The organism is Bradyrhizobium sp. AZCC 2230, from assembly GCF_036924495.1.
GTDB classification, from domain to species: Bacteria; Pseudomonadota; Alphaproteobacteria; order Rhizobiales; family Xanthobacteraceae; genus Bradyrhizobium; species Bradyrhizobium rifense.
On the sequence record NZ_JAZHRS010000001.1, the window covers coordinates 2,872,217 to 2,893,608 of the forward strand.

Annotated in this window: 15 protein-coding genes and 1 pseudogene; 11 read left to right on the plus strand and 5 right to left on the minus strand. The window is 65.0% G+C overall.

The window, feature by feature from the left end; translation table 11 throughout:
- Positions 1-192: 192 nt before the first annotated feature.
- From V1280_RS14010 to V1280_RS14045, 8 genes and pseudogenes are all read left to right on the plus strand, one after another.
- Positions 193-1,533 (plus strand): MFS transporter, encoded by a 1,341-nt coding sequence (locus tag V1280_RS14010; RefSeq protein ID WP_334524614.1) that lies wholly within the window; start codon positions 193-195, stop codon positions 1,531-1,533.
- 127 nt (positions 1,534-1,660) lie between these two features.
- The gene (locus V1280_RS14015) at positions 1,661-2,566 is read left to right on the plus strand and encodes a LysR substrate-binding domain-containing protein (RefSeq protein WP_334524617.1); all 906 of its coding nucleotides are present in this window, start codon (positions 1,661-1,663) and stop codon (positions 2,564-2,566) included.
- Between the two features lie 125 nt (positions 2,567-2,691).
- The gene (kdgD, locus tag V1280_RS14020) at positions 2,692-3,636 is read left to right on the plus strand and encodes a 5-dehydro-4-deoxyglucarate dehydratase (protein WP_334524621.1); all 945 of its coding nucleotides are present in this window, start codon (positions 2,692-2,694) and stop codon (positions 3,634-3,636) included.
- A gap of 26 nt (positions 3,637-3,662) precedes the next feature.
- Positions 3,663-5,022 (plus strand): annotated as a pseudogene (gudD, locus tag V1280_RS14025) (glucarate dehydratase).
- 19 nt (positions 5,023-5,041) lie between these two features.
- Complete coding sequence (locus V1280_RS14030) at positions 5,042-6,490, plus strand: aldehyde dehydrogenase family protein (RefSeq protein ID WP_334524624.1); 1,449 nt, start codon at positions 5,042-5,044, stop codon at positions 6,488-6,490.
- 130 nt (positions 6,491-6,620) lie between these two features.
- Positions 6,621-8,162, plus strand: a complete 1,542-nt coding sequence (garD, locus tag V1280_RS14035; protein WP_334524627.1) for a galactarate dehydratase — start codon at positions 6,621-6,623, stop codon at positions 8,160-8,162.
- A 29-nt stretch (positions 8,163-8,191) separates the two neighbouring features.
- Positions 8,192-9,397, plus strand: coding sequence for a mandelate racemase/muconate lactonizing enzyme family protein (locus tag V1280_RS14040; protein WP_334524630.1), 1,206 nt, complete (start codon positions 8,192-8,194; stop codon positions 9,395-9,397).
- 193 nt (positions 9,398-9,590) lie between these two features.
- Positions 9,591-9,860 (plus strand): hypothetical protein, encoded by a 270-nt coding sequence (locus V1280_RS14045; RefSeq protein ID WP_334524633.1) that lies wholly within the window; start codon positions 9,591-9,593, stop codon positions 9,858-9,860.
- A gap of 53 nt (positions 9,861-9,913) precedes the next feature.
- Here V1280_RS14045 and V1280_RS14050 read toward each other — a convergent pair whose 3' ends face one another.
- The gene (locus V1280_RS14050; protein ID WP_334524638.1) at positions 9,914-10,270 is read right to left on the minus strand and encodes a hypothetical protein; all 357 of its coding nucleotides are present in this window, start codon (positions 10,268-10,270) and stop codon (positions 9,914-9,916) included.
- A 353-nt stretch (positions 10,271-10,623) separates the two neighbouring features.
- On the opposite strand from V1280_RS14050, the gene V1280_RS14055 reads away from it, so the two are divergent.
- Positions 10,624-11,766 (plus strand): hypothetical protein, encoded by a 1,143-nt coding sequence (locus V1280_RS14055; RefSeq protein WP_334524641.1) that lies wholly within the window; start codon positions 10,624-10,626, stop codon positions 11,764-11,766.
- A 30-nt stretch (positions 11,767-11,796) separates the two neighbouring features.
- On the opposite strand, the gene V1280_RS14060 is transcribed toward V1280_RS14055, so the two are convergent.
- Together V1280_RS14060 and V1280_RS14065 are read right to left on the minus strand one after the other, a co-directional pair.
- Entirely contained in the window at positions 11,797-12,414 is a 618-nt protein-coding gene (locus V1280_RS14060; protein ID WP_334524644.1) for a DUF2147 domain-containing protein, read from the minus strand.
- 108 nt (positions 12,415-12,522) lie between these two features.
- Entirely contained in the window at positions 12,523-13,551 is a 1,029-nt protein-coding gene (locus V1280_RS14065; protein WP_334524647.1) for an NAD(P)/FAD-dependent oxidoreductase, read from the minus strand.
- Positions 13,552-13,733: 182 nt separating this feature from the next.
- On the opposite strand from V1280_RS14065, the gene V1280_RS14070 reads away from it, so the two are divergent.
- The gene (locus V1280_RS14070) at positions 13,734-14,201 is read left to right on the plus strand and encodes an acyl-CoA thioesterase (protein ID WP_334524650.1); all 468 of its coding nucleotides are present in this window, start codon (positions 13,734-13,736) and stop codon (positions 14,199-14,201) included.
- An 11-nt stretch (positions 14,202-14,212) separates the two neighbouring features.
- Here V1280_RS14070 and V1280_RS14075 read toward each other — a convergent pair whose 3' ends face one another.
- Positions 14,213-14,533 (minus strand): 2Fe-2S iron-sulfur cluster-binding protein, encoded by a 321-nt coding sequence (locus tag V1280_RS14075; RefSeq protein ID WP_237864982.1) that lies wholly within the window; start codon positions 14,531-14,533, stop codon positions 14,213-14,215.
- Between the two features lie 177 nt (positions 14,534-14,710).
- A complete protein-coding gene (locus V1280_RS14080) occupies positions 14,711-15,085 on the minus strand; it encodes an Hpt domain-containing protein (RefSeq protein WP_334538299.1) in 375 nt (124 codons plus the stop codon).
- 392 nt (positions 15,086-15,477) lie between these two features.
- Here V1280_RS14080 and V1280_RS14085 point away from each other — a divergent pair, with 392 nt between their 5' ends.
- Positions 15,478-21,324 (plus strand): negative regulator of septation ring formation, encoded by a 5,847-nt coding sequence (locus V1280_RS14085; RefSeq protein WP_334524655.1) that lies wholly within the window; start codon positions 15,478-15,480, stop codon positions 21,322-21,324.
- The last annotated feature ends 68 nt before the right edge of the window (positions 21,325-21,392 follow it).

Genomic DNA, 21,392 nt, shown 5'->3' on the forward strand with positions numbered 1-21,392 from the left:
CGCCTTGTGCGCAATCGCGCACTGGAGCGGGCGATGCATTTTCTGATGGCTGTCACAATACGTTCCCGCGACCTGCCGTTCCATCAATTCAAAAACGGTATCAATCGATACCCCCTTGAACTTGGACACTTTCCAGCGTGCGCCTCTAGGAGTCGTCGTGAGGAAACATTTCGAGTTCTAAGGAGGCGCCTTATGAGCGCAGTCGTGTCCGCAACGGACGTGAGGAGATCTCGCGTCAGGCTGTTCATCGTGACCATGCTGTTCCTGGTCACGACGGTGAACTACGCCGACCGCGCCACGCTCTCGATCGCGGGTCCCGCGCTCTCCAAGGAGCTTCATCTCGATCCCGTCGCCATGGGCTGGATCTTCTCCGCCTTCGGCTGGTCCTATGTCGCCGCGCAGGTGCCGGGCGGCTGGCTGCTCGACCGCTACGGCTCGCGCCTCGTCTATGCCTTCAGCATCATCATCTGGTCGCTGTTCACGATGCTGCAGGGCTGGGTCGGCTTCTTCAGCGTCGGCACTGCGATCATCGTGCTGTTCGCGCTTCGCCTCCTGGTCGGCGTCGCGGAAGCGCCGTCGTTCCCCGCCAACGCCCGCATCGTCGCGGCCTGGTTTCCCGGCAATGAGCGCGGCACCGCATCGGCTTTCTTCAATTCGGGGCAGTATTTCGCCACCGTGATCTTCGCGCCGCTGATGGGCTGGATCGCCCATGATTACGGCTGGCGCTACGTGTTCTTCGTGATGGGCGGGCTCGGCGTCATCATGGGCCTTGCCTGGATCAAGACCGTCTATGGACCGAAGGAGCACCCTTCGATCAACGAGGCCGAGTTCGACTACATTAGGGAAGGCGGCGCGCTGGTCGATCTCGACGCGCCCAGGGACGAGCGTGCGCCGGACTCCGGCCCGAGATGGGACCATATCCGCCAATTGCTCTCCAACCGCATGATGCTCGGCGTCTATCTCGGCCAGTACTGCATCAACACGCTGACCTATTTCTTCCTGACCTGGTTCCCGGTGTACCTGGTCAAGGAGCGCGGCCTGTCGATCCTGCAAGCCGGCTTCGTCGCGACGCTGCCCGCGCTGTGCGGCTTCATCGGCGGCGTGCTCGGCGGCGTCATCTCCGACGCCATCCTGCGCAAGACCGGTTCGCTGACCATGGCGCGCAAGATCCCGATCGTCGGCGGCATGCTGCTGTCGATGTCGATCATCGCCTGCAACTATGTCGACGGCCAGGCGCTGGTGGTCGGCTTCATGGCGCTCGCCTTCTTCGGCAAGGGCATTGGCGCGCTCGGCTGGGCAGTCGTCTCCGACACCTCTCCCAAGGAGGCCGGCGGCGTCTCCGGCGGCCTGTTCAACTCCTTCGGCAACCTCTCCTCGATCACCACGCCCATCGTGATCGGCTACATCGTGGCCGCGACCGGCTCCTTCAACGGCGCCCTGGTGTTCGTCGGCATCAACGCGCTGGTGGCCGCGGTCGCCTACCTCGTCGTGGTCGGCAAGATCGAGCGGGTGGTGCTCAAACGTTCCTCCTGAGCGCTCCGAGTGATCGGAGCGGGACAGGCAACTCAACGGCGGCCCTAAAAAGCCGCCGTCTTTGTTTTGGGGATGATCGATGCTAGAAGTGCCGGGGAAACGCCTTATTCATCTAAGGCATGTATCGATGTTCGACCTCAACCAGCTCCGCTGTTTCGTTACGGTGGCCGAAGAACTGCACTTCGGCCGTGCCGCAGCGCGGCTCAACATGACCCAGCCGCCGCTGTCCCGGCAGATCCAGGTGCTGGAGCACATCATCGACGCGCCGCTGCTGGAGCGCACCAGCCGCTCGGTGCGCCTGACGCCCGCCGGGCGCAGCTTCCTCCCCGAGGCCCGCCGCATCCTGAAGCTCGCGGAAAGCGCCTCTCAGGTCGCCCGCCGCATCGCGCTCGGCAAGACCGGCTCGCTGAAGATCGGCTTTACGGCCGCGGCCGCCTACGGTTTCCTGCCCGAGCTGGTCGCGGCCTGCCGCGCCAAGCTGCCGGAGGTCGATTTCTCGCTGAAGGAGATGGTCTCAGGCGACCAGTTCGAGGCGCTGACCTCGGGCCAGATCGATGCCGGCCTGCTGCGGCCGCCGATCGCGCGGCCCGAGCTGACCAGCCGCCGCGTCGTCGCCGAGCCCCTGCTCGCCGCGATCCCGAAGAAGCATCCGCTGGCCAATGCCGACAGCATCACCATCAAGGATTTCGACGGCCAGCCCTTCGTGATGTATTCGCCCTATGAGAGCCGCTACTTCCACGATCTCCTGGTGGCGCTGTTCACCCGCGCCGACATCCTGCCGCGCTATGTCCAGCATCTGAGCCAGATCCATTCGATCCTGGCGATGGTGCGCGCCGGCCTTGGCCTCGCGATCGTGCCGGCCGCGGCCGCCGGCCTGAAAATCTCCGACGTTCGGCTGCGTCCCCTCAAGCTGCGCAACCGCGTTCCGGTCGAACTCTTCATGGTCTGGCGCCGCGACGACGAGAATCCGCTGCTGTCCGCACTGGTCAAAATCGCCAGCGAATTGTCCTCGGCGGAGGTGATGGAAGATTGATGCTCAATCCGCATCGGTCGATATAGGCTTTGGCTTGGACGCGCATCGAACCGTCTCCTAAACAGCAGCGCATGGACGCGCGTCGCGTTGCGTCCCAGACAACACGAGAGCAGGGAGCAGCGCCCATGAGCAAGATGACCCCGCAGGAAATGGCCCAGAAGATCGGATCCGGCCTCCTGTCCTTCCCCGTCACGCCGTTCAAGGCGGACTATTCCTTCGACGAGGCGACTTACCGCGCCAACATGGATTGGCTGTGCGGCTATGATGTCGCAGGTCTGTTCGCCGCCGGCGGCACCGGCGAGTTCTTCTCGCTGACCCCAACCGAAGTCCCTGAAGTCGTCAAGGTCGCCGTCGAGGAGACCAAGGGCCGCGTGCCCGTGCTCGCCGGCACCGGCTATGGCACCGCCATCGCCCGCGAGATCGCGATCGGTGCCGAGAAGGCCGGCGCTGACGGCCTGCTGCTGCTGCCGCCCTACCTCACCCATTCCGAGCAGGAAGGCCTTGCCGCCCACGTCGAGGCCGTCTGCGCCGCCGTGAAAATCGGCGTCATCGTCTATAACCGCGACAACGCCATCCTCCAGCCCGACACGGTCGCCCGCCTCGCCGAGCGCTGCCCGAACCTCGTCGGCTACAAGGACGGCATCGGCGACATCGAACTGATGACCCGCGTCTACACCAAGCTCGGCGACCGCCTGACCTATGTCGGCGGCCTGCCGACCGCCGAGACGTTTGCGCTGCCCTATCTCGACATGGGCGTGACGACCTACTCGTCGGCCGTGTTCAACTTCGTGCCGGAATTCGCCACCAATTTCTACGCCGCCGTGCGCAAGCGCGACCATGCGACGATCCACGCCGGCCTGAAGGATTTCATCCTGCCGCTGATCGCGATCCGCAACCGCAAGAAGGGCTATGCGGTCTCGATCATCAAGGCCGGCATGAAGGTGATCGGCCGCGATTCCGGCCCGGTCCGCCCGCCGCTGACCGATCTCACCGAGCAGGAGATTGCGGAACTGACCGCGCTGGTGAAGAATCTGCCGGCCGCAGGATCGACACAACAGGCGGCAGAATAAAGCAAGACAACAGGGAGGAGCGTGCGATGGCCCAGGCTGATATCTCCGGCGCGCCAGTCGCCGGCGCACCGGTCGTCACAACGATGCAGGTGATCCCGGTCGCGGGCCGCGACAGTATGCTCCTCAATCTGAGCGGCGCGCATGCGCCGTTCTTCACCGCGCAACATCGTCATCCTCACCGACAATGCAGGTCACACCGGCGTCGGCGAGGTGCCGGGCGGGCAAAAGATCTGGCAGACGCTCCAGGATGCCCGCGATCTCGTGATCGGCAAGACCGTCGGCGCGATGAACAACATCCTCGCCGACGTTCGCACGGCCTTCGCCGACCGCGACGCCGGTGGCCGCGGCAAGCAGACGTTCGATCTTCGCGTGATGATTCACGCTGTCACCGCAATCGAATCCGCCCTGCTCGACCTGCTCGGCCAGCATCTCAATTTGCCCGTCGCCGCGTTGCTCGGCGAAGGCCAGCAGCGCAAGAGCGTCGAAACGCTCGGCTACCTCTTCTTCGTCGGCGACCGGCGCAAATCCAAGCTCGACTACGTCAAGGGCGAGACCGGCAAGCCCGACTGGTTCAACCTGCGCCATCAGGAGGCGATGACGCCTGAGACGGTGGTGCGGCTCGCGGAAGCCACGCAGGACCATTACGGATTCGCCGACTTCAAGCTCAAGGGCGGGGTGCTCCGCGGCGAGCAGGAGATCGAGGCCGTCACGGCGATCGCCAAGCGATTCCCCAGCGCCCGCGTCACGCTCGACCCGAACGGCGCCTGGTCGCTCGAAGAGGCCATCAGCCTCTGCAAGAACATGCACGGCATCCTCGCCTATGCCGAAGACCCTTGCGGCGCCGAAGCCGGTTTCTCCGGCCGCGAGATCATGGCCGAGTTCCGCCGCGCCACGGGCTTGCCGACCGCAACCAACATGATCGCGACCGACTGGCGCCAGCTTAGCCACGCTCTGCGCCTCGGTGCGGTGGACATTCCGCTGGCCGATCCCCACTTCTGGACCATGCAAGGCTCGGTGCGCGTCGCCCAGACTTGTCGTGACAACGGCCTGACCTGGGGCTCGCACTCCAACAATCATTTTGACATTTCGCTCGCCATGTTCACCCATGTCGGCGCCGCCGCCCCCGGCAAGGTCACCGCGATCGACACGCACTGGATCTGGCAGGATGGCCAGGCGCTCACCAAGGAGCCGCTCCAGATCAAGGGCGGCAAGATCGCGGTCCCGGATCGTCCGGGCCTCGGCATCGAGATCGACCGCGCGGCCATCGAGGCCGCGCATGAACTCTACAAGCAGCATGGACTCGGTGCCCGCGATGACGCTACAGCCATGCAGGACCTGATCCCCGGCTGGACCTTTGACGACAAGCGTCCCTGCCTCGTGCGTTAGAAAATTCGGAGGAAGAGATATGACTGCGATCCTGAAGAACTTCATCGGCGGTGAATGGGTCGACGGCTCCGGCGTCACCAAGAACATCAACCCCTCCAACACCAACGATCTGGTCGGCGAATACGCCAAGGCCGACAAGGCGCAGACCGAGAAGGCGATCGCGGCCGCGAAAGCCGCCTTCCCCGCCTGGGCGCAGTCGACCCCGCAGGTGCGCTACGACGCGCTCAACAAGATTTCTCTTGAAATTATTGCCCGCAAGGACGAGCTCGGCCGCCTGCTTGCCCGCGAGGAAGGCAAGACGCTGCCCGAGGGCATCGGCGAGGTCGCCCGCGCCGGCCAGATCTTTGCGTTCTTTGCCGGCGAGGCGCTGCGCCTGATCGGCGAGAAAGGCGCGTCCGTCCGTCCCGGCCTCGACGTCGAGCTCACCCGCGAGCCGGTCGGTGTCATCGGCATGATCACGCCGTGGAACTTCCCGATCGCGATCCCGGCCTGGAAGATCGCGCCGGCGCTCTGCTACGGCAACACCGTCGTGTTCAAGCCGGCTGAACTGGTGCCGGGCTCCGGACATGCGCTCTCCGAGATCATTGCTCGCTCCGGCATTCCGGCTGGCGTGTTCAACCTCGTGGTCGGCTCCGGTTCCGTCGTCGGCCAGACGCTGCTTGAGCACCCGGATGTCGCTGCGATCTCCTTCACCGGCTCGGTGCAGACCGGCCGCAAGATCGCGCAGGCCTGCGTGCTGTCGAATCCGATGAAAAAGTTCCAGCTCGAGATGGGCGGCAAGAATCCGCTGGTCGTGCTCGACGACGCCGACCTCAAGACTGCCGTCGAAGTCGCCGTCAACGGCGCCTATTTCTCGACTGGCCAGCGCTGCACGGCGTCCTCCCGCCTGATTGTCACCGAAGGCATCCACGACCGCTTTGTCGCGGCCGTGGCCGAGCGCCTGAACGGCCTGTCGGTCGACGATGCGCTCAAGGCCGGCGTCCATATCGGCCCGGTGGTCGATCAGAGCCAGCTCGACCAGGATCTCCGCTACATCAAGATCGGCCAGGACGAGGGCGCGAAACTCGCTTTCGGCGGCGAGCTGCTCAAGCGCGAGACGCCCGGCCATTACCTCCAACCGGCGCTGTTCACTGAGGCCAACAACAACATGCGCATCGCGCGTGAGGAAATCTTTGGCCCCGTTGCAGCCGTGATCCGCGCCAAGAACTACGAGGAAGCGCTGGCGATCTCCAACGATACCGAGTTCGGTCTCGCTTCGGGCATCTGCACCACCAGCCTGAAATACGCCTCGCACTACAAGCGCAACAGCGAGTCCGGCATGGTGATGGTCAATCTGCCGACCGCCGGTGTCGACTACCACGTGCCATTCGGTGGCCGGAAGGGCTCGAGCTATGGAGCCCGCGAGCAGGGCTCCTATGCGCGCGAGTTCTACACAACGGTGAAGACCGCCTATACCTATCCGGGCTAACCACGGGGAAGAGATCGTAGGGTGGGCAAAGCGAAGCGTGCCCACCGCTTACGTTCGGTGTGAAGCATGGTGGGCACGGCGCGTTGCGCCTTTGCCCACCCTACGACTTCAGCTTCTGAGGCAAAAGCGCATGGACCAGGACGTCGCAGCGAAAGAGCGGCCCCGCTACATCAAGCTCAACGCGCGCGACAACGTCGCGATCGTGGTCAATGATTTCGGGCTTCCAGCCGGCTCCCGCTTTGCCTGCGGGTTGACGCTGCGCGCCTTCGTGCCACAGGGGCACAAGACGGCGCTGGTCGACATCGCGCAAGATCAGCCGATCATCCGCTATGGTGAGGTGATCGGTTACGCGCTCGCGCCGATCCTGGCCGGCGAATGGGTGGATGAGGCGCGCATCCGCATGCCGGAGGCCCCTGACCTCGACAAGCTGGAAATATCGACCGCCGTGCCTGCGCCGCTGCCGCCCCTCGAAGGTTTCACCTTCGAAGGCTTTCGCAATCCCGACGGCTCGGTCGGCACGAAAAACATCCTCGGCATCTCCTCCTCCGTGCAATGCGTCAAAGGCACGATGGAATATGCGGTGAAGCGCATTCGCACCGAGCTGCTGCCGAAATATCCGAACGTCGACGACGTCGTGCCGCTGACCCATGCCTATGGCTGCGGCGTCGCCATCACCGCGCCCGACGCAGTGATACCGATCCGCACGCTGCAAAATCTCGCGCTGAACCCGAATTTCGGCGGCGAGATCCTGGTCATCAGTCTCGGCTGCGAGAAGCTTGCGCCCGAGCGGCTGGTGCCCGAGGGCGTCAATGATGCCATCGTGCGCATGCAGGACGAAGCCTTCGATGGCTTTGGCGCGATCGTCGACGCGATCATGACCCAGGCCGAAGCGCGCCTGAAGATCCTCAACAAGCGCACCCGCGAGACCTGCCCGGCTGCCGATCTCGTCATCGGCCTGCAATGCGGCGGCAGCGACGCCTTCTCCGGCGTCACTGCGAACCCCGCCCTCGGCTTCGCCGCCGACCTTCTGGTGCGCGCCGGCGCCACCGTGATGTTCTCGGAAGTGACCGAGGTGCGCGACGCCATCCAGCTCCTCACCCGCCGCGCCATCAACGAGGACGTCGGCCGCGCGCTGGTGCGCGAGATGGCCTGGTATGATTCTTATCTGGCCCGCGGCGGCGCCGATCGCAGCGCCAACACCACGCCCGGCAACAAGAAGGGCGGCCTCGCCAACATCGTCGAAAAATCTCTCGGCTCGATCGTCAAGTCCGGCTCGAGCGCCATCACCGGCGTGCTCTCGCCCGGCCAGAAGGCGACGCAGAAGGGCATGCTGTTCGCGGCGACGCCGGCGTCCGACTTCATCTGCGGCACGCTCCAGCTTGCCTCCGGCATGACCTTGCAGGTGTTCACCACCGGCCGCGGTACGCCTTACGGCCTCGCAGCGGCCCCCGTGATCAAGGTCGCGACCCGCACCGAGCTGGCGCGGCGCTGGAAGGATCTGATCGATTTCGACGCGGGCGGCATCGCCACCGGCGACAAGACGATCGAGGAAACCGGCTGGGATCTGTTCCGCCTGATCCTCGACGTCGCCTCCGGCCGCACCAAGCCGTGGTCGGATCGCTGGGGCATTCACAACGACCTCACGCTGTTCAATCCGGCACCGGTGACCTGAGCGCCGGCAACTCGTCCAAGAGGACCTCGATGTCCCGCGTCACGACCCTGCGCACGATCCGCATCGACGAGCGACCGAACCTGATCTGGGTCGAGATCGAAACCGACGAGGGACTGACCGGCCTCGGCGAAAGCTTTCGCGGCGCCCAGGCTGTGGAAGCCGCGGTGCACGAGCTCGCCGCGCCGCTGGTGCTCGGCCAGAACTCCCGCCGCATCGAGGCGATCTCGCGCCAGTTGCTGACGCCCTATCTCGGCTTTCACAGCGTCAGCGCCGAGGTGCGCGCGGCCAGCGCGATCGACATCGCGCTGTGGGACCTCAAGGGCCAGCGTCACGGCATTCCCGTGCACGAGGCGCTCGGCGGCGCGAGCCGGCTCGAGATCCGCGCCTACAACACCTGCGCCGGCTATGCCTACAACACCAAGAGCTCCAGGCGCCGCGAGATCGGCGCTGACGATGCCGCGCTCGGCCCCTATGACGACCAGATCGCCTTCATGCGCGATGCCGGGACGCTTGCCGAAAGCCTTCTGAGCGAAGGCTACAGCGCCATGAAGATCTGGCCGTTCGATCCTTTTGCCGCCAATGGCGGCCATGCGATCTCGCTCACCGACCTCAAGACCGGACTGGAGCCGTTCCGCAAAATCCGTGACGCCGTCGGCGACCGCATCGAGATCATGTGTGAGCTGCACAGCCTGTGGGGCATGCACACCGCCGAGCGCATCTGCCGCGCACTGGAAGATTACGGCGTGTTCTGGGTCGAGGATCCCCTCAACAAGATGGACGACGTACAAGGCCTCGCCGATCTCAGGCGGCGCGTGAAGACGCCGATCTGCGGCAGCGAGACGCTGGCGGGCGCCGCGAGCTTCCGCAATCTGCTCGCGGCCGATGCCGTCGACGTCGTGATGCTCGACATCGCCTGGTGCGGCGGCCTGAGCGAGGCGCGCAAGATCGCAGCGCTGAGCGAGGCCCACAACAAGCCGCTTGCTCCGCATGACTGCACCGGACCCGTCGCGCTGATGGCGGGCCTGCATCTGGCGCTGCATGCGCCGACCGCGATCTTCCAGGAGGTCGTTCGCGCGACGCTGTCGACCTGGTACCGCGACCTCGTCACCGCGCTGCCCGTCGTGAACAACGGCATCGTGTCGGCACCGACGGCACCGGGCCTCGGGCTCGCGCTCAATCCGGAGCTGCGCCGCCGCGCCGATGCAGTGGTGCGAGAGACCAAACTCGGCGCGTAAAGCACGATCGGCTCGGCTTTCGCGAAACCGTCCGGAAATATTGAGGCGGAAAATTTCTTCCTCGTTTCGCGCCTGTCGTCTCGCGCAACCATATTTGCCCGCGCACGGGAGACGAATGTTCGCACACAAGCGAACCTGTTGTGGCACTGCCGCGACCTAACCTCCGATTGATATCTTCAACGGAGATTTTGAAATGCGTATTCTCTTGATGATTGCCGTTGCCGGCGCAATGATTGCAAGCACAGCCAGCGCATTTGCCGGCGAGCTCCCCTCTTACGAAGTGAATTCGTTTCCAATCTCGGCAATGCAAGTGCAGGTGCTCGGCGGTGCCGGCGTTCAGGAGCAGTCGACTGCGCCCGCGATGATCGTCGCCGGTATGCCGGCCTCGCCTGCGCAGATCTCGGTGCTGTCACCGCGCGTGAAGCGGTTTGCCAGCGCGAACTCCGACAGCGAAGCGCGCTAACCGTCCCGCGTCACCTGCAGCGCCCGCATTCAGTGCAGGCGCTGCAAGCATTCTCAGGTCATGCTGCCCGGCATGAAGCACCGCACGCGCGGGTGGCCGTCAATATAGTGCTTCCACACCATGGTGCGGCCGATCTTGTTCGGCTCGTTGATCACGGCGCCGTCGGGCACGACGACCCATTCGTCGTCGAGATGCACGCGGTAGTGTCCCTTGTCGGACTCCCAGTCGACATCGGCGACGACATAGCCGTCGGCATCCGAACAGCACTGTCCGTACTCGCTGCGCAGACTCTCGAACCAGGGTTTGAGCGGCGAGTTGGCATAGCGTCCGTCGTCACGCGCCATCGCCGATGTCGCCAGTGGCAGCATCAGCCCCGCCAACGTCGCTGCACACAATCTTGCAAGTCTCATAGCGTCATCTCATCGATCGAAGTCACGCGCCGCGAGGAACAGGCGACGTCACTCACGCCCTTGAACAGGCGCGGCAGCGGCGACTCACTCCTCCGGCAGATTTGCCGACAGCTATGCAAATCCAGCGCCAGCGCGCATTCCGGGGAACTACTGGCGCGGCAGCCTTGCTCGATCTGCCTGGACGTCCCGCATGTGTGATATGCCGACGCTCCGCCGCGCCTCGCTCCGGAGGCTTTCCTTGTTGTGTCAGGACGTGTACGAAGCTGGCGCGGACGCGACCGCTAACCGCTTAACCGACTGTTTCGAATGGAAGAATTGGGTATCGGCGTGACTGGTTTTGGACCGTCAACGCAATGAGCGACTCGAGGGACCTGCTTCCCGGTCAACAGGACCCGACGGATTTGCCCGCAAACCAGGTGCAGTTTGCGCTGGTGATTTCGCGCATGCTCGAGGCGGTGAAAGACGACGCCGAAGCCCAGCGGCAGATGGTCTACGATCTCGCCCGCTACAAGCTCCAGGAGCAGTTTACCTACGCCGACGCAAAAAACATCGACCAGATGAAGCAGGCCCTCGAGATCGCGATCGATGAGGTCGAGAAGTTTTCGCGCGAACAGGCACCGCTGGAGCGCTTGCCACCGCAGCAACTCACATCGTCCAGGGTGACCGACGCAGGCACTCTTCTGGTGTCCAGCGATGCGACCGTTTTGCCTTCGGCGATCAAGTCCCGCAGCAAGCTGCCAGCGGTCTCTGGTCCGCTCTGGCCTGTGATCAAGCGTACGGCGGCCATCCTGCTTGTCGTTGGCGCAACCATCGTGATCGTCTCGCAGCGAGACCGGATCGCCGCGCTGCGCCGGCTGATGTCGTCGCAGACGCCGGAGATCGCGCAAGTAGCGCCCAAGCCGGAGACGACGATCACGGTCGCCAAGCCGGAAATGGTGCCCTCTGCTCCGCCTCCGCCCGCACGCGTACTGCCCACCGATTACGGCATCTATGCCTTGATCGACGACAAGTCGCTGGCTGAGTTGAACGCGACCGGCGTGATGGCGCCGGACATGCGCATTGCGATTTCACCGGAATTCAAGAAGCCCGACCGGCCGCACCTGCCGAACGGCCGCGTCAAGTTCATCGTGTTCCGCCGGGACATTGCAAATGTGATCCCCGAGCGCGTCGAGGTCCGTGTTGTCGCGAAGGTCAAAGAATTTTCGACCGATGCTGCAGGCAAGACGACGAGTGGCGGAGACGACGTCGGCGTGATCCGCAACGTCTCCTATCCGTTCCGGATCTCGCCGATTCCGGGGAAAGCCGAAATGTACGAGCTCCACGCCAGCGACGTAGAGCTCGAGCTTTCGCCGGGACATTACGTCCTGAGCCTGGGACCGCAGGCCTATTATTTTCAGGTCGACGGCGACATCACCGATCCCCGGCAATGCCTGGAGCGGGTCGTTGCCGGTAACGGCACGTTCTATGCGCCTTGCAAGAAGGCCCGGACGTATTGACGCCCATAGCCCGGGCGGCGTGAAAGCAGCCTACTTCTTCGCTGCTGGCGCCATCATCATCGCGCCACCTTTTTTGGTCGCGGGCGCGGGCGGCTGCTTGGTCGCAACGGCCTGCGCGGGGAGATATTTGGCGACGATGGCGGGATCGACTTCGGCGATACTTGCATCCGGCAAACGCTGCCAGGTCTCGTCCTTGCCGAACAGGGAAATGCCGAGGAAGCCGCGCATGGTCAGGACCTGACCGTCCGGGCTCACCGTCATCTTGGCCTTCCAGATGTTGCCGTCGCGCGGATTGACGACGTTGCCACCCTCATACTTCAACCCGTCACGCTTCATGTCGCGGATGAAGGAGAGCCCGAGCACCGGCTGGTTCTTGCGATCGTCCGCGCATTTCGTGCAGGCCTCGTTCGGATCGTCGCCCGGACGCGGGAAGGTCTTGGCGATGACGCCTTCGAAGATGCCGTTGTGGTCGATGAAGAGGAACCAGCCCACCGTCTTGCCGTCCTCGACCTTCTGCCAGAGACCTGCGGCGGTTGGCTGAGCCGGCGCCGCAGCCGAGACTTGCGCCCCAGCCGGGCTCACCGCGCCGAGCGTCAACGCGAGCGCGAGAAACGGGAGCAGCCGAAAGCCGGTAAAGAGATTCCGCATTATGATCACCTTGCTGAGCCGCCACTGCAATGGCCGCAGACTACGGCGATTTCGCGAACGATTCCAGCACCAGAAACATGGGGCATCGCCCGTCCGCTCCCGTTGCGATCAGTTGACACCCAGCTTCTTCTGCAGGCTGGAGGACGAGGTCGTGTACTGGAACACGAGCCGCTTCTCCGGATAGACGTAACGGTGGGCTTTTTGCGACATCAGTGCGCCCTCGTGGAAGCCGCACAGGATCAGCTTGATCTTGCCGGGATAGGTGTTGATGTCACCGATGGCGAAGATGCCGGGCACGTTGGTCTCGAACGCGGAGGTCTCGACCGGCACCAGATTGTTCTCCAGCGCGATGCCCCAGTTCGCGACCGGACCGAGCTTCATGGTCAGGCCGAAGAACGGCAGCATGGTGTCGCAGGCAATATCGCCGACATTGTTGTCGTTGCCCTTGACGGTGGCGCCGGTCAGTTGGCCATCCGCGCCTAAGAGCGCGGTGACCTGGCCGAGCCGCAGATCCATCTTGCCGTTAGCCACAAGCGCGCGCATCTGCTCGACGCTGTGGGGCGCGGCACGAAAATCGTCGCGACGGTGCAGCAGCGTGACGCGCTTGGCGATCGGATGCAGGTTGAGCGTCCAGTCGAGCGCGGAATCGCCGCCGCCGACGACCAGCACGTTCTTGTCGCGGAAATTTTCCATCTTGCGCACGGCGTAGTGCACCGAAGTGCCTTCGTAGGCTTCGATGCCCGGCACCGGCGGGCGCTTCGGCTGGAACGAGCCGCCGCCGGCCGCAATCACCACCACCTTGCATTCGAACACCTTGCCGGCATCGGTGGTGCAACGGAACAGGGGATCGCCGATCTTCTCCACGGTCTCGATCATCTCGCCGAGATGGAAGGTCGGATGGAACGGCTTGATCTGCTCCATCAGCGCCTCGGTGAGGCCCTGCCCCGACACCTGCGGAATGCCGGGAATGTCGTAGATCGGCTTTTCCGGATAAAGCTCGGCGCACTGGCCGCCGACCTTGTCGAGGATGTCGACGAAATGCGCCTTCATGTCGAGAAGGCCAAGCTCGAAGGCGGCGAACAGACCGCAAGGGCCTGCGCCAATAATCAGCACATCGGTTTTGATCACGTCGCTCATGTCGTCTCTTTATCGGTCGTTATCGGTTGGACGGCGCCCGGCGGGCAGAGGTGACCCTGCCTGTCTAGCCAACGGGGATGGATCAGGGAAGGCATAAAAGCGGGAGCGCCCCGCAGCCGCGCCCACTTGCCGGCTCAAAATAACTGGGCTGTAACGAGGTTGGATATGACGGAGATCAATCGGTGAACGCACCAAGCCGCCTCGATACGACGCCGCGCCTGGAGGACTTCCCTTTTCGCCTCAGTGACAACGTCCGCTTCGGCGATCTCGACCCGAACCAGCACGTCAACAACGCGGTCTACGCCACCTATTTCGAGACCGGCCGCGTCACGCTGATGAAGAGCCCGGAATACGGGCTGACACCGCCGGGGCTCGCCTGGATCATGGTGCGGCTCGACATCTATTTCCGCGCCGAGCTGCACTGGCCGAACACGATCGAGCTCGGCCTCGGCGTGGTCAAGCTTGGACGCACGTCGGTGACCTTCGAGCAGGTCGTGTTTTCGAACGGGACCTGCATCGCGTCAGCGACATCCGTCGGCGTCTTGCTCGACGAGGCGACACGCCGGCCGGCACCGCTGACCGCAGAGGTGATCGAGAAATTCAAACCCTGGCACAAGCGCGGCATCGAGGTCGCGCCGCCGAGCGCTTAAACGAGACGTGCTTAGGCCTGACGTTCCGGCGTCGACACCACGAGCCCGTCGAGCTCGTCGGAGACCTTGATCTGGCAGGACAGGCGCGAGTTCGGGCGCACGTCGAAGCCGAAGTCGAGCATGTCCTCTTCCATCGGCGTCGGGCTGCCGACCTTCTCGCGCCAGGCTTCGTCGACATAGACATGGCAGGTTGCGCAGGCGCAGGCGCCGCCGCATTCGGCTTCGATACCGGGAATGCTGTTGCGGATGGCGGCTTCCATCACGGTCGCGCCGTTCTCGACATCCACCGTGCGGGTTTCGCCCTTGTGGTCGACAAAGTGAATTTTGGCCATGGGTGCTCGTGCTGCCGCGATCTGGGGAAAAAGGAGGGTCCGGGCTGTCCTATAACGGGTCGGTCCGGGCAGCGCCATAGCGTTTTCAAGCGAAGTGGATACCGGTTCGCGGGAAGAAAACGCGTCAAAACAAACAAAAGACTAGTGCACAGTCCACCCGCATTTGGGGACCCCGGCCTAGTGCTTCAGAATCGCCGCAATGGCCGCGCGAACCTCGGCGACCGCCTCTTTCAGCGCGGCGAAGGCGTGGGGCTGGTTGTGGCCGATCCGGATCGCGGTTTCCAGGCTGCCGGCGGCATCCGCGACCGCAAAGGCACCGATCCCGCGCGCCGAGCCTTTAAGCTTATGCGCGAGCGCACCGGTTTCGGCCGGCAGCGCCGTCATCGCCGCGATCAGCCGAACCGCCTGCTCCGCGAACATCGCAAGCACTTCCTGCTCCAGTTCGGCATCGCCGAGCGTCATGCGCGAGAGGTGGTCGAGGTCGAGGGGGCTGTCGATGGGCGCAAGCGGGGGCGAGGGCATCCAGTCCATCCGTTGCAGTTCAGGCATCATGGCGCAGGCCCCGGCATCGCACGACGGTCCGCCGGTCCGGCGGTTCGCCCCCACCGAAGCATGGAAATGGTTAACGAAGTGTTTGGGCCGTTTTACGCAAATCCGCCCGTTTATTGACGAAAAGTTGCCGCAATCGGCCAAGTTCGGTGGAGAATTTCATGTCAGGCTAAGGCGTTACGGCTCGATCCTGTTAACGATGATTAAGATTGTCTTAATCGCAGCCATTTCATTCGCGACGCTCTGCCAATAGGATGTTGCGGAAATTGGCGGACAAGCCGTTCGGGTGTGGACGGCTCGGAGATCCGCGCAAGCGGCATGATCCGGACTGTGGGCTTGCGTAGCGCGCAGGGCTCGCGGGGGGACGCGTACAAGTAACGAGGGCTCGACTGAACATGGCCAACACTCCCAAAAAGGTCAAAGATCCCACAGAAGATGCGCTTTCTGCGATCCAGGAAGCCCTCAACATCAGCGACACGGCTGCCGATACCAGCCGCAACGCATCGATGCGCGACGAAACGGCGCCTTCGGTCGCGCCGCCGATGCCTCCCGTGTTCGACGAGCCGACGTTCGAGCCTCGCGCTGCCGCCAACGAGCGCGCCGTGTTCGATCCGATCGAGGAACCGCGCACCTCGCGCCGCGCCGCCAATGACGACCGCGAGACCATCGGTCAGTTGCTCCAGTCGCTGCAGACGGGCCGCCCTGCCCGCAACATCTACACCGGCGCAACCATCTTCACGGTCGTCTGGCTTGCGGCCTGCGCCGCGCTGACGGTCGGCTTCCTGCCCTCGATCCGGGCCGCCATGGGCGAGAGCGGCGGCGTGCTGGCGATCGCCGGCCTCGCCACGATGTTCTTCGCGCCGATCATGCTGTTCTACTTCCTCGCGAGCCTGGTCTGGCGCGGCCAGCAGATGAGCCAGGTCGCGCAGGCGATGGCGCAGGTCGCGATCCGCTTCTCCGAACCGGAAGGCTCGGCCTCCGATTCCATGGTCACCGTCGGCCAGGCCATCCGCCGCGAGGTCGCGGCAATGGGCGACGGCATCGAACGCGCCATCGCGCGCGCCGGCGAGCTCGAGACGCTGGTGGCCAACGAGGTCGCCGCACTTGAGCGCGCCTATTCCGACAACGAAGTCCGCATCCGCGCCCTGCTCCAGGACATCGCGCATCAGCGCGACAATCTGGTTGGTCAGGCCGAGCAGGTCCGCAGCGCCATTTCCGGCGTGCAGATCGACCTCCGCCACGACATCGCGCTGATCTCGGACGCGATCGCCTCGCGCGTCGACGAGGTCGCGAAATCCATCACCGGCGCGCTGGAAGAGCGCGGCGCCCACATCACCGGCGCGCTGAGCCACGCCGGCGACAACATGATCCTGGCGCTCGGCGAGCGCGGCGGCGACCTGCTCGACCGCCTCGAGGAGGCTAGCGCCGAGACCACCCGCGCGGTGCTCGACGCCAGCGAGCGGTTGACCACCAGCCTCAACTTCAAGACCGGCCACGTCCACGACGAGTTCGTCGACCTCGCCGACCGCGTCCATGAAATGCTGAACGAGCGCATCGACCGCATCACCGGCGAGTTCGAGCAGCGTTCCGCCGCGATCGTCGACGGCATCTCCGAGCGCACCGAGCAGGTGCATGACAGCCTGAAGAACTCGTCGGACTCGCTGCTGCTCGAGCTCGAGCTGCGCTCCAACGACCTCTCCGCCAAGATCGACGACGCCGGCAACCGCCTCGCCGGCCAGATCATGACCTCCGGCGACAAGGCGAGCGAAGCGCTCGACGCCACGGTCAACACCCTCGTCGCCAAGGTCGTCAGCCAGACCGAGACCGCACACGACTCGCTGTCGCTGCAGATGAGCGCGTTCGACGAGCTGGTGAAGAACCAGGGTTCCGAGCTGGTCGAGAAGTTCGCCCGCGATTCCGGCACGCTGGGTGCCCTGATCACGCGCCACATCTCCGAGTTCGACCGCACCGTGAAGACGTTCGGCGGCGAGATCGTCGAGCGCATGGGCCAGCGCACCCACGACATCCATGAGTCGCTGAAGACCTATGTCGACAATTTCGACACCCGCTTCACCTCCAACGGCGGTGCGATCACGGCCGTGCTCGACCAGCGCCTGGTGCAGTTCGAGACCACGATCGGCGAACGCGTCACCAATCTCGACACCTCGCTGAACGGCAAGATCGCAAGCCTCGACGGCACGATCGAAGGCCACATCAAGACCTTCGACGAGCAGCTCGTCGGCCGCGTCGCCGCGCTCGAAGAGTCGTTCGACACCCGCGCCAAATCCGTCACCGAAACCATCGACGGGCGTCTCAACACGCTCGCGATGTCGCTGACCGATGGTGCCGCCCAGGCGATCCAGTCGGTCGACACGCGCTTGACGCACCTCACGACGACACTCACCGGTGGCGCGGCGCAGGCGCTCGAGTCCATTGACTCCCGCCTCACCCACCTCACGTCGACGCTGACCGACGGCGCCTCGCAGACGATCCAGGCGATCGATACGCGGCTGACGCATCTCACGACGACGTTCAACGGCGGCGCATCGCAGGCGCTGGAGTCCGTCGACAGCCGCCTCACCTATCTGACGACCGCTTTGACCAACGGCGCCCAGCAGGCAGTGCAGTCGATCGACACCCGCCTTACCCTGCTGACCTCGACGCTTACGGACGGCACCGCACAGGCGATCGAGGCGGTCGACCGCCGCATCACCGGCGTCGCCGACCTCATCGACGGCCGCAGCATGCACCTGACCGATACCGTCACGGCGCGCTTCCAGGACATCCACCAGGCGATCGAGACCAAGGTCGGTTCGGTTGCCAACGACATCGACGTGCGCGTGGCGCAGTTCGAAGACCTGCTCGGCTCGCGTGTCGAGGCCGTCGCCGGCCGCATCGAGAGCAGCGGCCGCCAGGCCAGCGAGGACATGATGTCCCGCGCCGAGATGATCTCGACCGCGATCCGCTCGCATGTCGAGGACGCCGAGCGCTCGCTCACCAACCTCGTCGTCAACACCAGCGAGACGATCCAGACCGGTGCGCGCACTGCGCAGCAGTCGCTGATGACGGTCTCCTCCGACGTCAACGCCCAGCTCAAGATGACCTCCGCCGAGGTCGAGCGCGCGCTGACCGCGGTCGGCACCGGTGCGGCGAACTCGATCCTGACCAGCGCCCGCGAGGCGCAGTCGTCCCTGGTCGCGGCATCGGGCGATGCCTCCAACCAGATCAAGGGGCTCGCGGCCGACGTCGAACGCACGCTGTCCGCGGCCGGCTCTGCCACCGCGGCCTCGATCCTGGCCGGCGCCCGCGAGGTGCAGACCACGCTCGTCACCGCCTCGTCGGATGCTGCCAACCACGTCAAGACGCTCACCGCCGACGTGCAGCGCTCGCTGTCGATGGCAGGCACCAGCACGGCGGAATCGATCACCGCCGGCGCCCGCGATGCGCAGGGCACACTGATCGCGGCCTCGACCGAGACTGCCAACCAGATCAAGGCGCTGTCCTCCGACGTCCAGCGCTCGCTCTCGATGGCGGGAACCTCGACCGCCGAGACCATCATGACCGGCGCGCGCGAGGCCCAGAACACGCTCGTCGCCGGATCTGCGGATGCAGCAAACCAAGTTAAAGCTCTTACAGCCGACGTGCAGCGGTCGCTCTCCATGGCTGGGACTTCGACGGCAGAGAGCATTCTGACCGGCGCGCGCGAGGCCCAGAGCACGCTGGTCAACGCGTCCTCGGATGCGGCGAGCCAGGTCAAGTCGCTCGCGGCCGAAGTGCATCGCTCGCTGTCGCAGGTCGGCCAGACCACTGCCGAGACGATCACGACAAGCGCCCGCGACGCCCAGAGCACCCTTCTTGCTGTCTCCGCAGAACAAACCGGCCAGGTCCGTTCGCTCGCGGCCGAGATGCAGCGCGCGCTGGCGACCGCCGGCGGCGCCACCATCGAGGCGCTCACCAGCGGCGTGCGCGAGGCCCAGGGCACGCTGATCACCGCATCGACCGCTGCGGCGAGCCAGATCAAGTCGCTGACGACCGATATCGAGCGCACGCTGACCTCGGTCGGCGCCGACACCGCCTCGACCATCCTCAGCAGCGCACGCGAGGCCCAGACCTCGCTGACCTCGACCTCAGCGGATGCCGCAAGCCAGATCCGCACGATCTCGACCGAGATCGAGCGCGCGCTGAGCACGGCCACGGCGAACGCGACCAACGACATCCAGACCAGTGCGCTCAACGCCCAGAACGCGCTGATCAACGCCTCCAACGAGGCGAGCTCGCGGGTCAAGTCGAGCTCGGCCGACGTCGAGCGCTCGGTGCTCTCCGCCTCGAGCAGCTTCGGCCAGGCCATGACCGGCAAGACCGACGAGATCGTCACCTATGTGCAGCAGCAGGCTGACCGCCTCTCGAACATGATCGACGCCAAGCGCGGCTCGCTCGTGGATGCGATCGGCTCGAAGACCAGCCAGCTCACGCTCGATATCGACCGCGTCACCTCCGACGCGCTGAAGTCGATCGAGACGCGCGGCACCGCGTTCTCGCAGACCATGATGGGCAACGGCAACGAAGTCGCCCGCACCATCAATTCGGCGAGCGAGATCGCGACCAGCGCGGTCGGCAGGTCGCTCAAGGACCTCGAGACGGCCTCGCGTGCGGCGATCGACCAGTCGCGCCAGGTCTCGATCGCGGCCGTCACCGAGATGCAGGAGACCAGCAAGATCCTGCGCACCGACACCGTCGCCCTGTTCGAGCGTCTGCGCGAAGGCAACATCCTCCTCCAGGAGGTGCTGACTGGTGCGCACGACAACCTCAACTCGCTCGAGCGCGCGCTGGTGACGCGCGTCGCCGACTTCGTCTCGGCGATGAACGACGTCACCTCGCGCAACGGCGCTGCGACGCAGAACCTGGAAGACCAGCTCAACGTCTTCAACACGAAGACCACGCGGGCACTGCAGGATCTCGGCGAGCTGTCGACGCAGTTCGACGCGCACGGCAAGGCGCTGGTCGATGCCGCACAGGTCGTCGAGCAGAGCAACAAGAACACCACCGCCTCGCTCGCCGAGCGCAAGCAGGCGCTGGAATCGCTCGTCACCACCATCGACCTGCGTACCACCGATCTCGACCAGCGCCTGTCGCGCTTCACCGGGCTGCTCGATGAGTCGCTCGCTGCGGCCGAAGAGCGTGCCCGCGACATCGCCCGCGTCGTCGCGGAGACCGCCGGCGCAGGTTCCGCCGCGATCACCCGCCAGTTCGAGGCGGTGCGGTCGGCCTCCGAAGAGGAGCACCGCCAGACCATCGATGCCATGCACGACATCTACCGCCAGACCACCGACGAAGCGGATGCGATGTTCAAGCAGTCGGCCGAGAAGTTCGGCAACCTCGTCTCCAGCATGAAGCAGATGGCGTTCGAGATGCACAACGAGCTCGAAGCCACCCGCAACGAGCTGCGCCGTGGCGTGCTCGAGATGCCGCAGGAGGCCGCCGAGAGCACTGCGCAGATGCGCAAGGTGATCGTCGACCAGATCGAGGCGCTCGCCGAGCTCAACCGCATCGTGGCCCAGCACGGCCGTGGCCTCGACGTCACCACGACGGGCCGCGCTTCTGTCGCCGTCCAGCGCCAGGAAGAGCCGGTGATGGCAAGCGCGGGCGGTCGTGGCACCGAGACGCGCATGCGCGACACCGGCAGCGCCTCGACGTTGCCGCCGCCGGACCTCGGCATGCCGGCCTCCTCGCGTCGCACCGAAGCGCCGCCGGTTGCCCCTGGTGGGAACGACCAGGGCCGCGACGGCTGGCTGTCGGATCTGTTGAACCGCACGGACGCCAACCAGGCGGCTCCGAACGGTCGTGAGGCCCCGCGCGGCCGCCAGGCTGCACCCGCTCCGCAGCCGCAGGCCCCGCAGGCCAGCAGTAATCCGCTGGAATCGCTGTCGCTCGACATCGGCCGGCTGATGGACCGCAACCTCGCCACCGAGATGTGGGACCGCTACCAGCGCGGCGAGAACAAGGCCTTCACCAAGCGCCTGTACACGCCCGCCGGCCAGAAGGCCTTTGACGAGGTCGCCCGCAAGTATCGCGCCGACCGCAACTTTAAGGGCACGGTCGACCGCTACATCGGCGAGTTCGAACGCCTGCTCGACGAAGTCGCCCGCGACGGCCGCGGCCCGCAGGAGCTGCGCAGCCACCTGACCTCGGAGACGGGGCTGGTGTACACGCTGCTGGCACATGCGGCGGGCCGGCTGGGGTGAGGCGAAGCTCGCAATAGCTAATGCAAACGGAGGCCTCACGGCCTCCGTTTTTGTTTCACACTGGATGA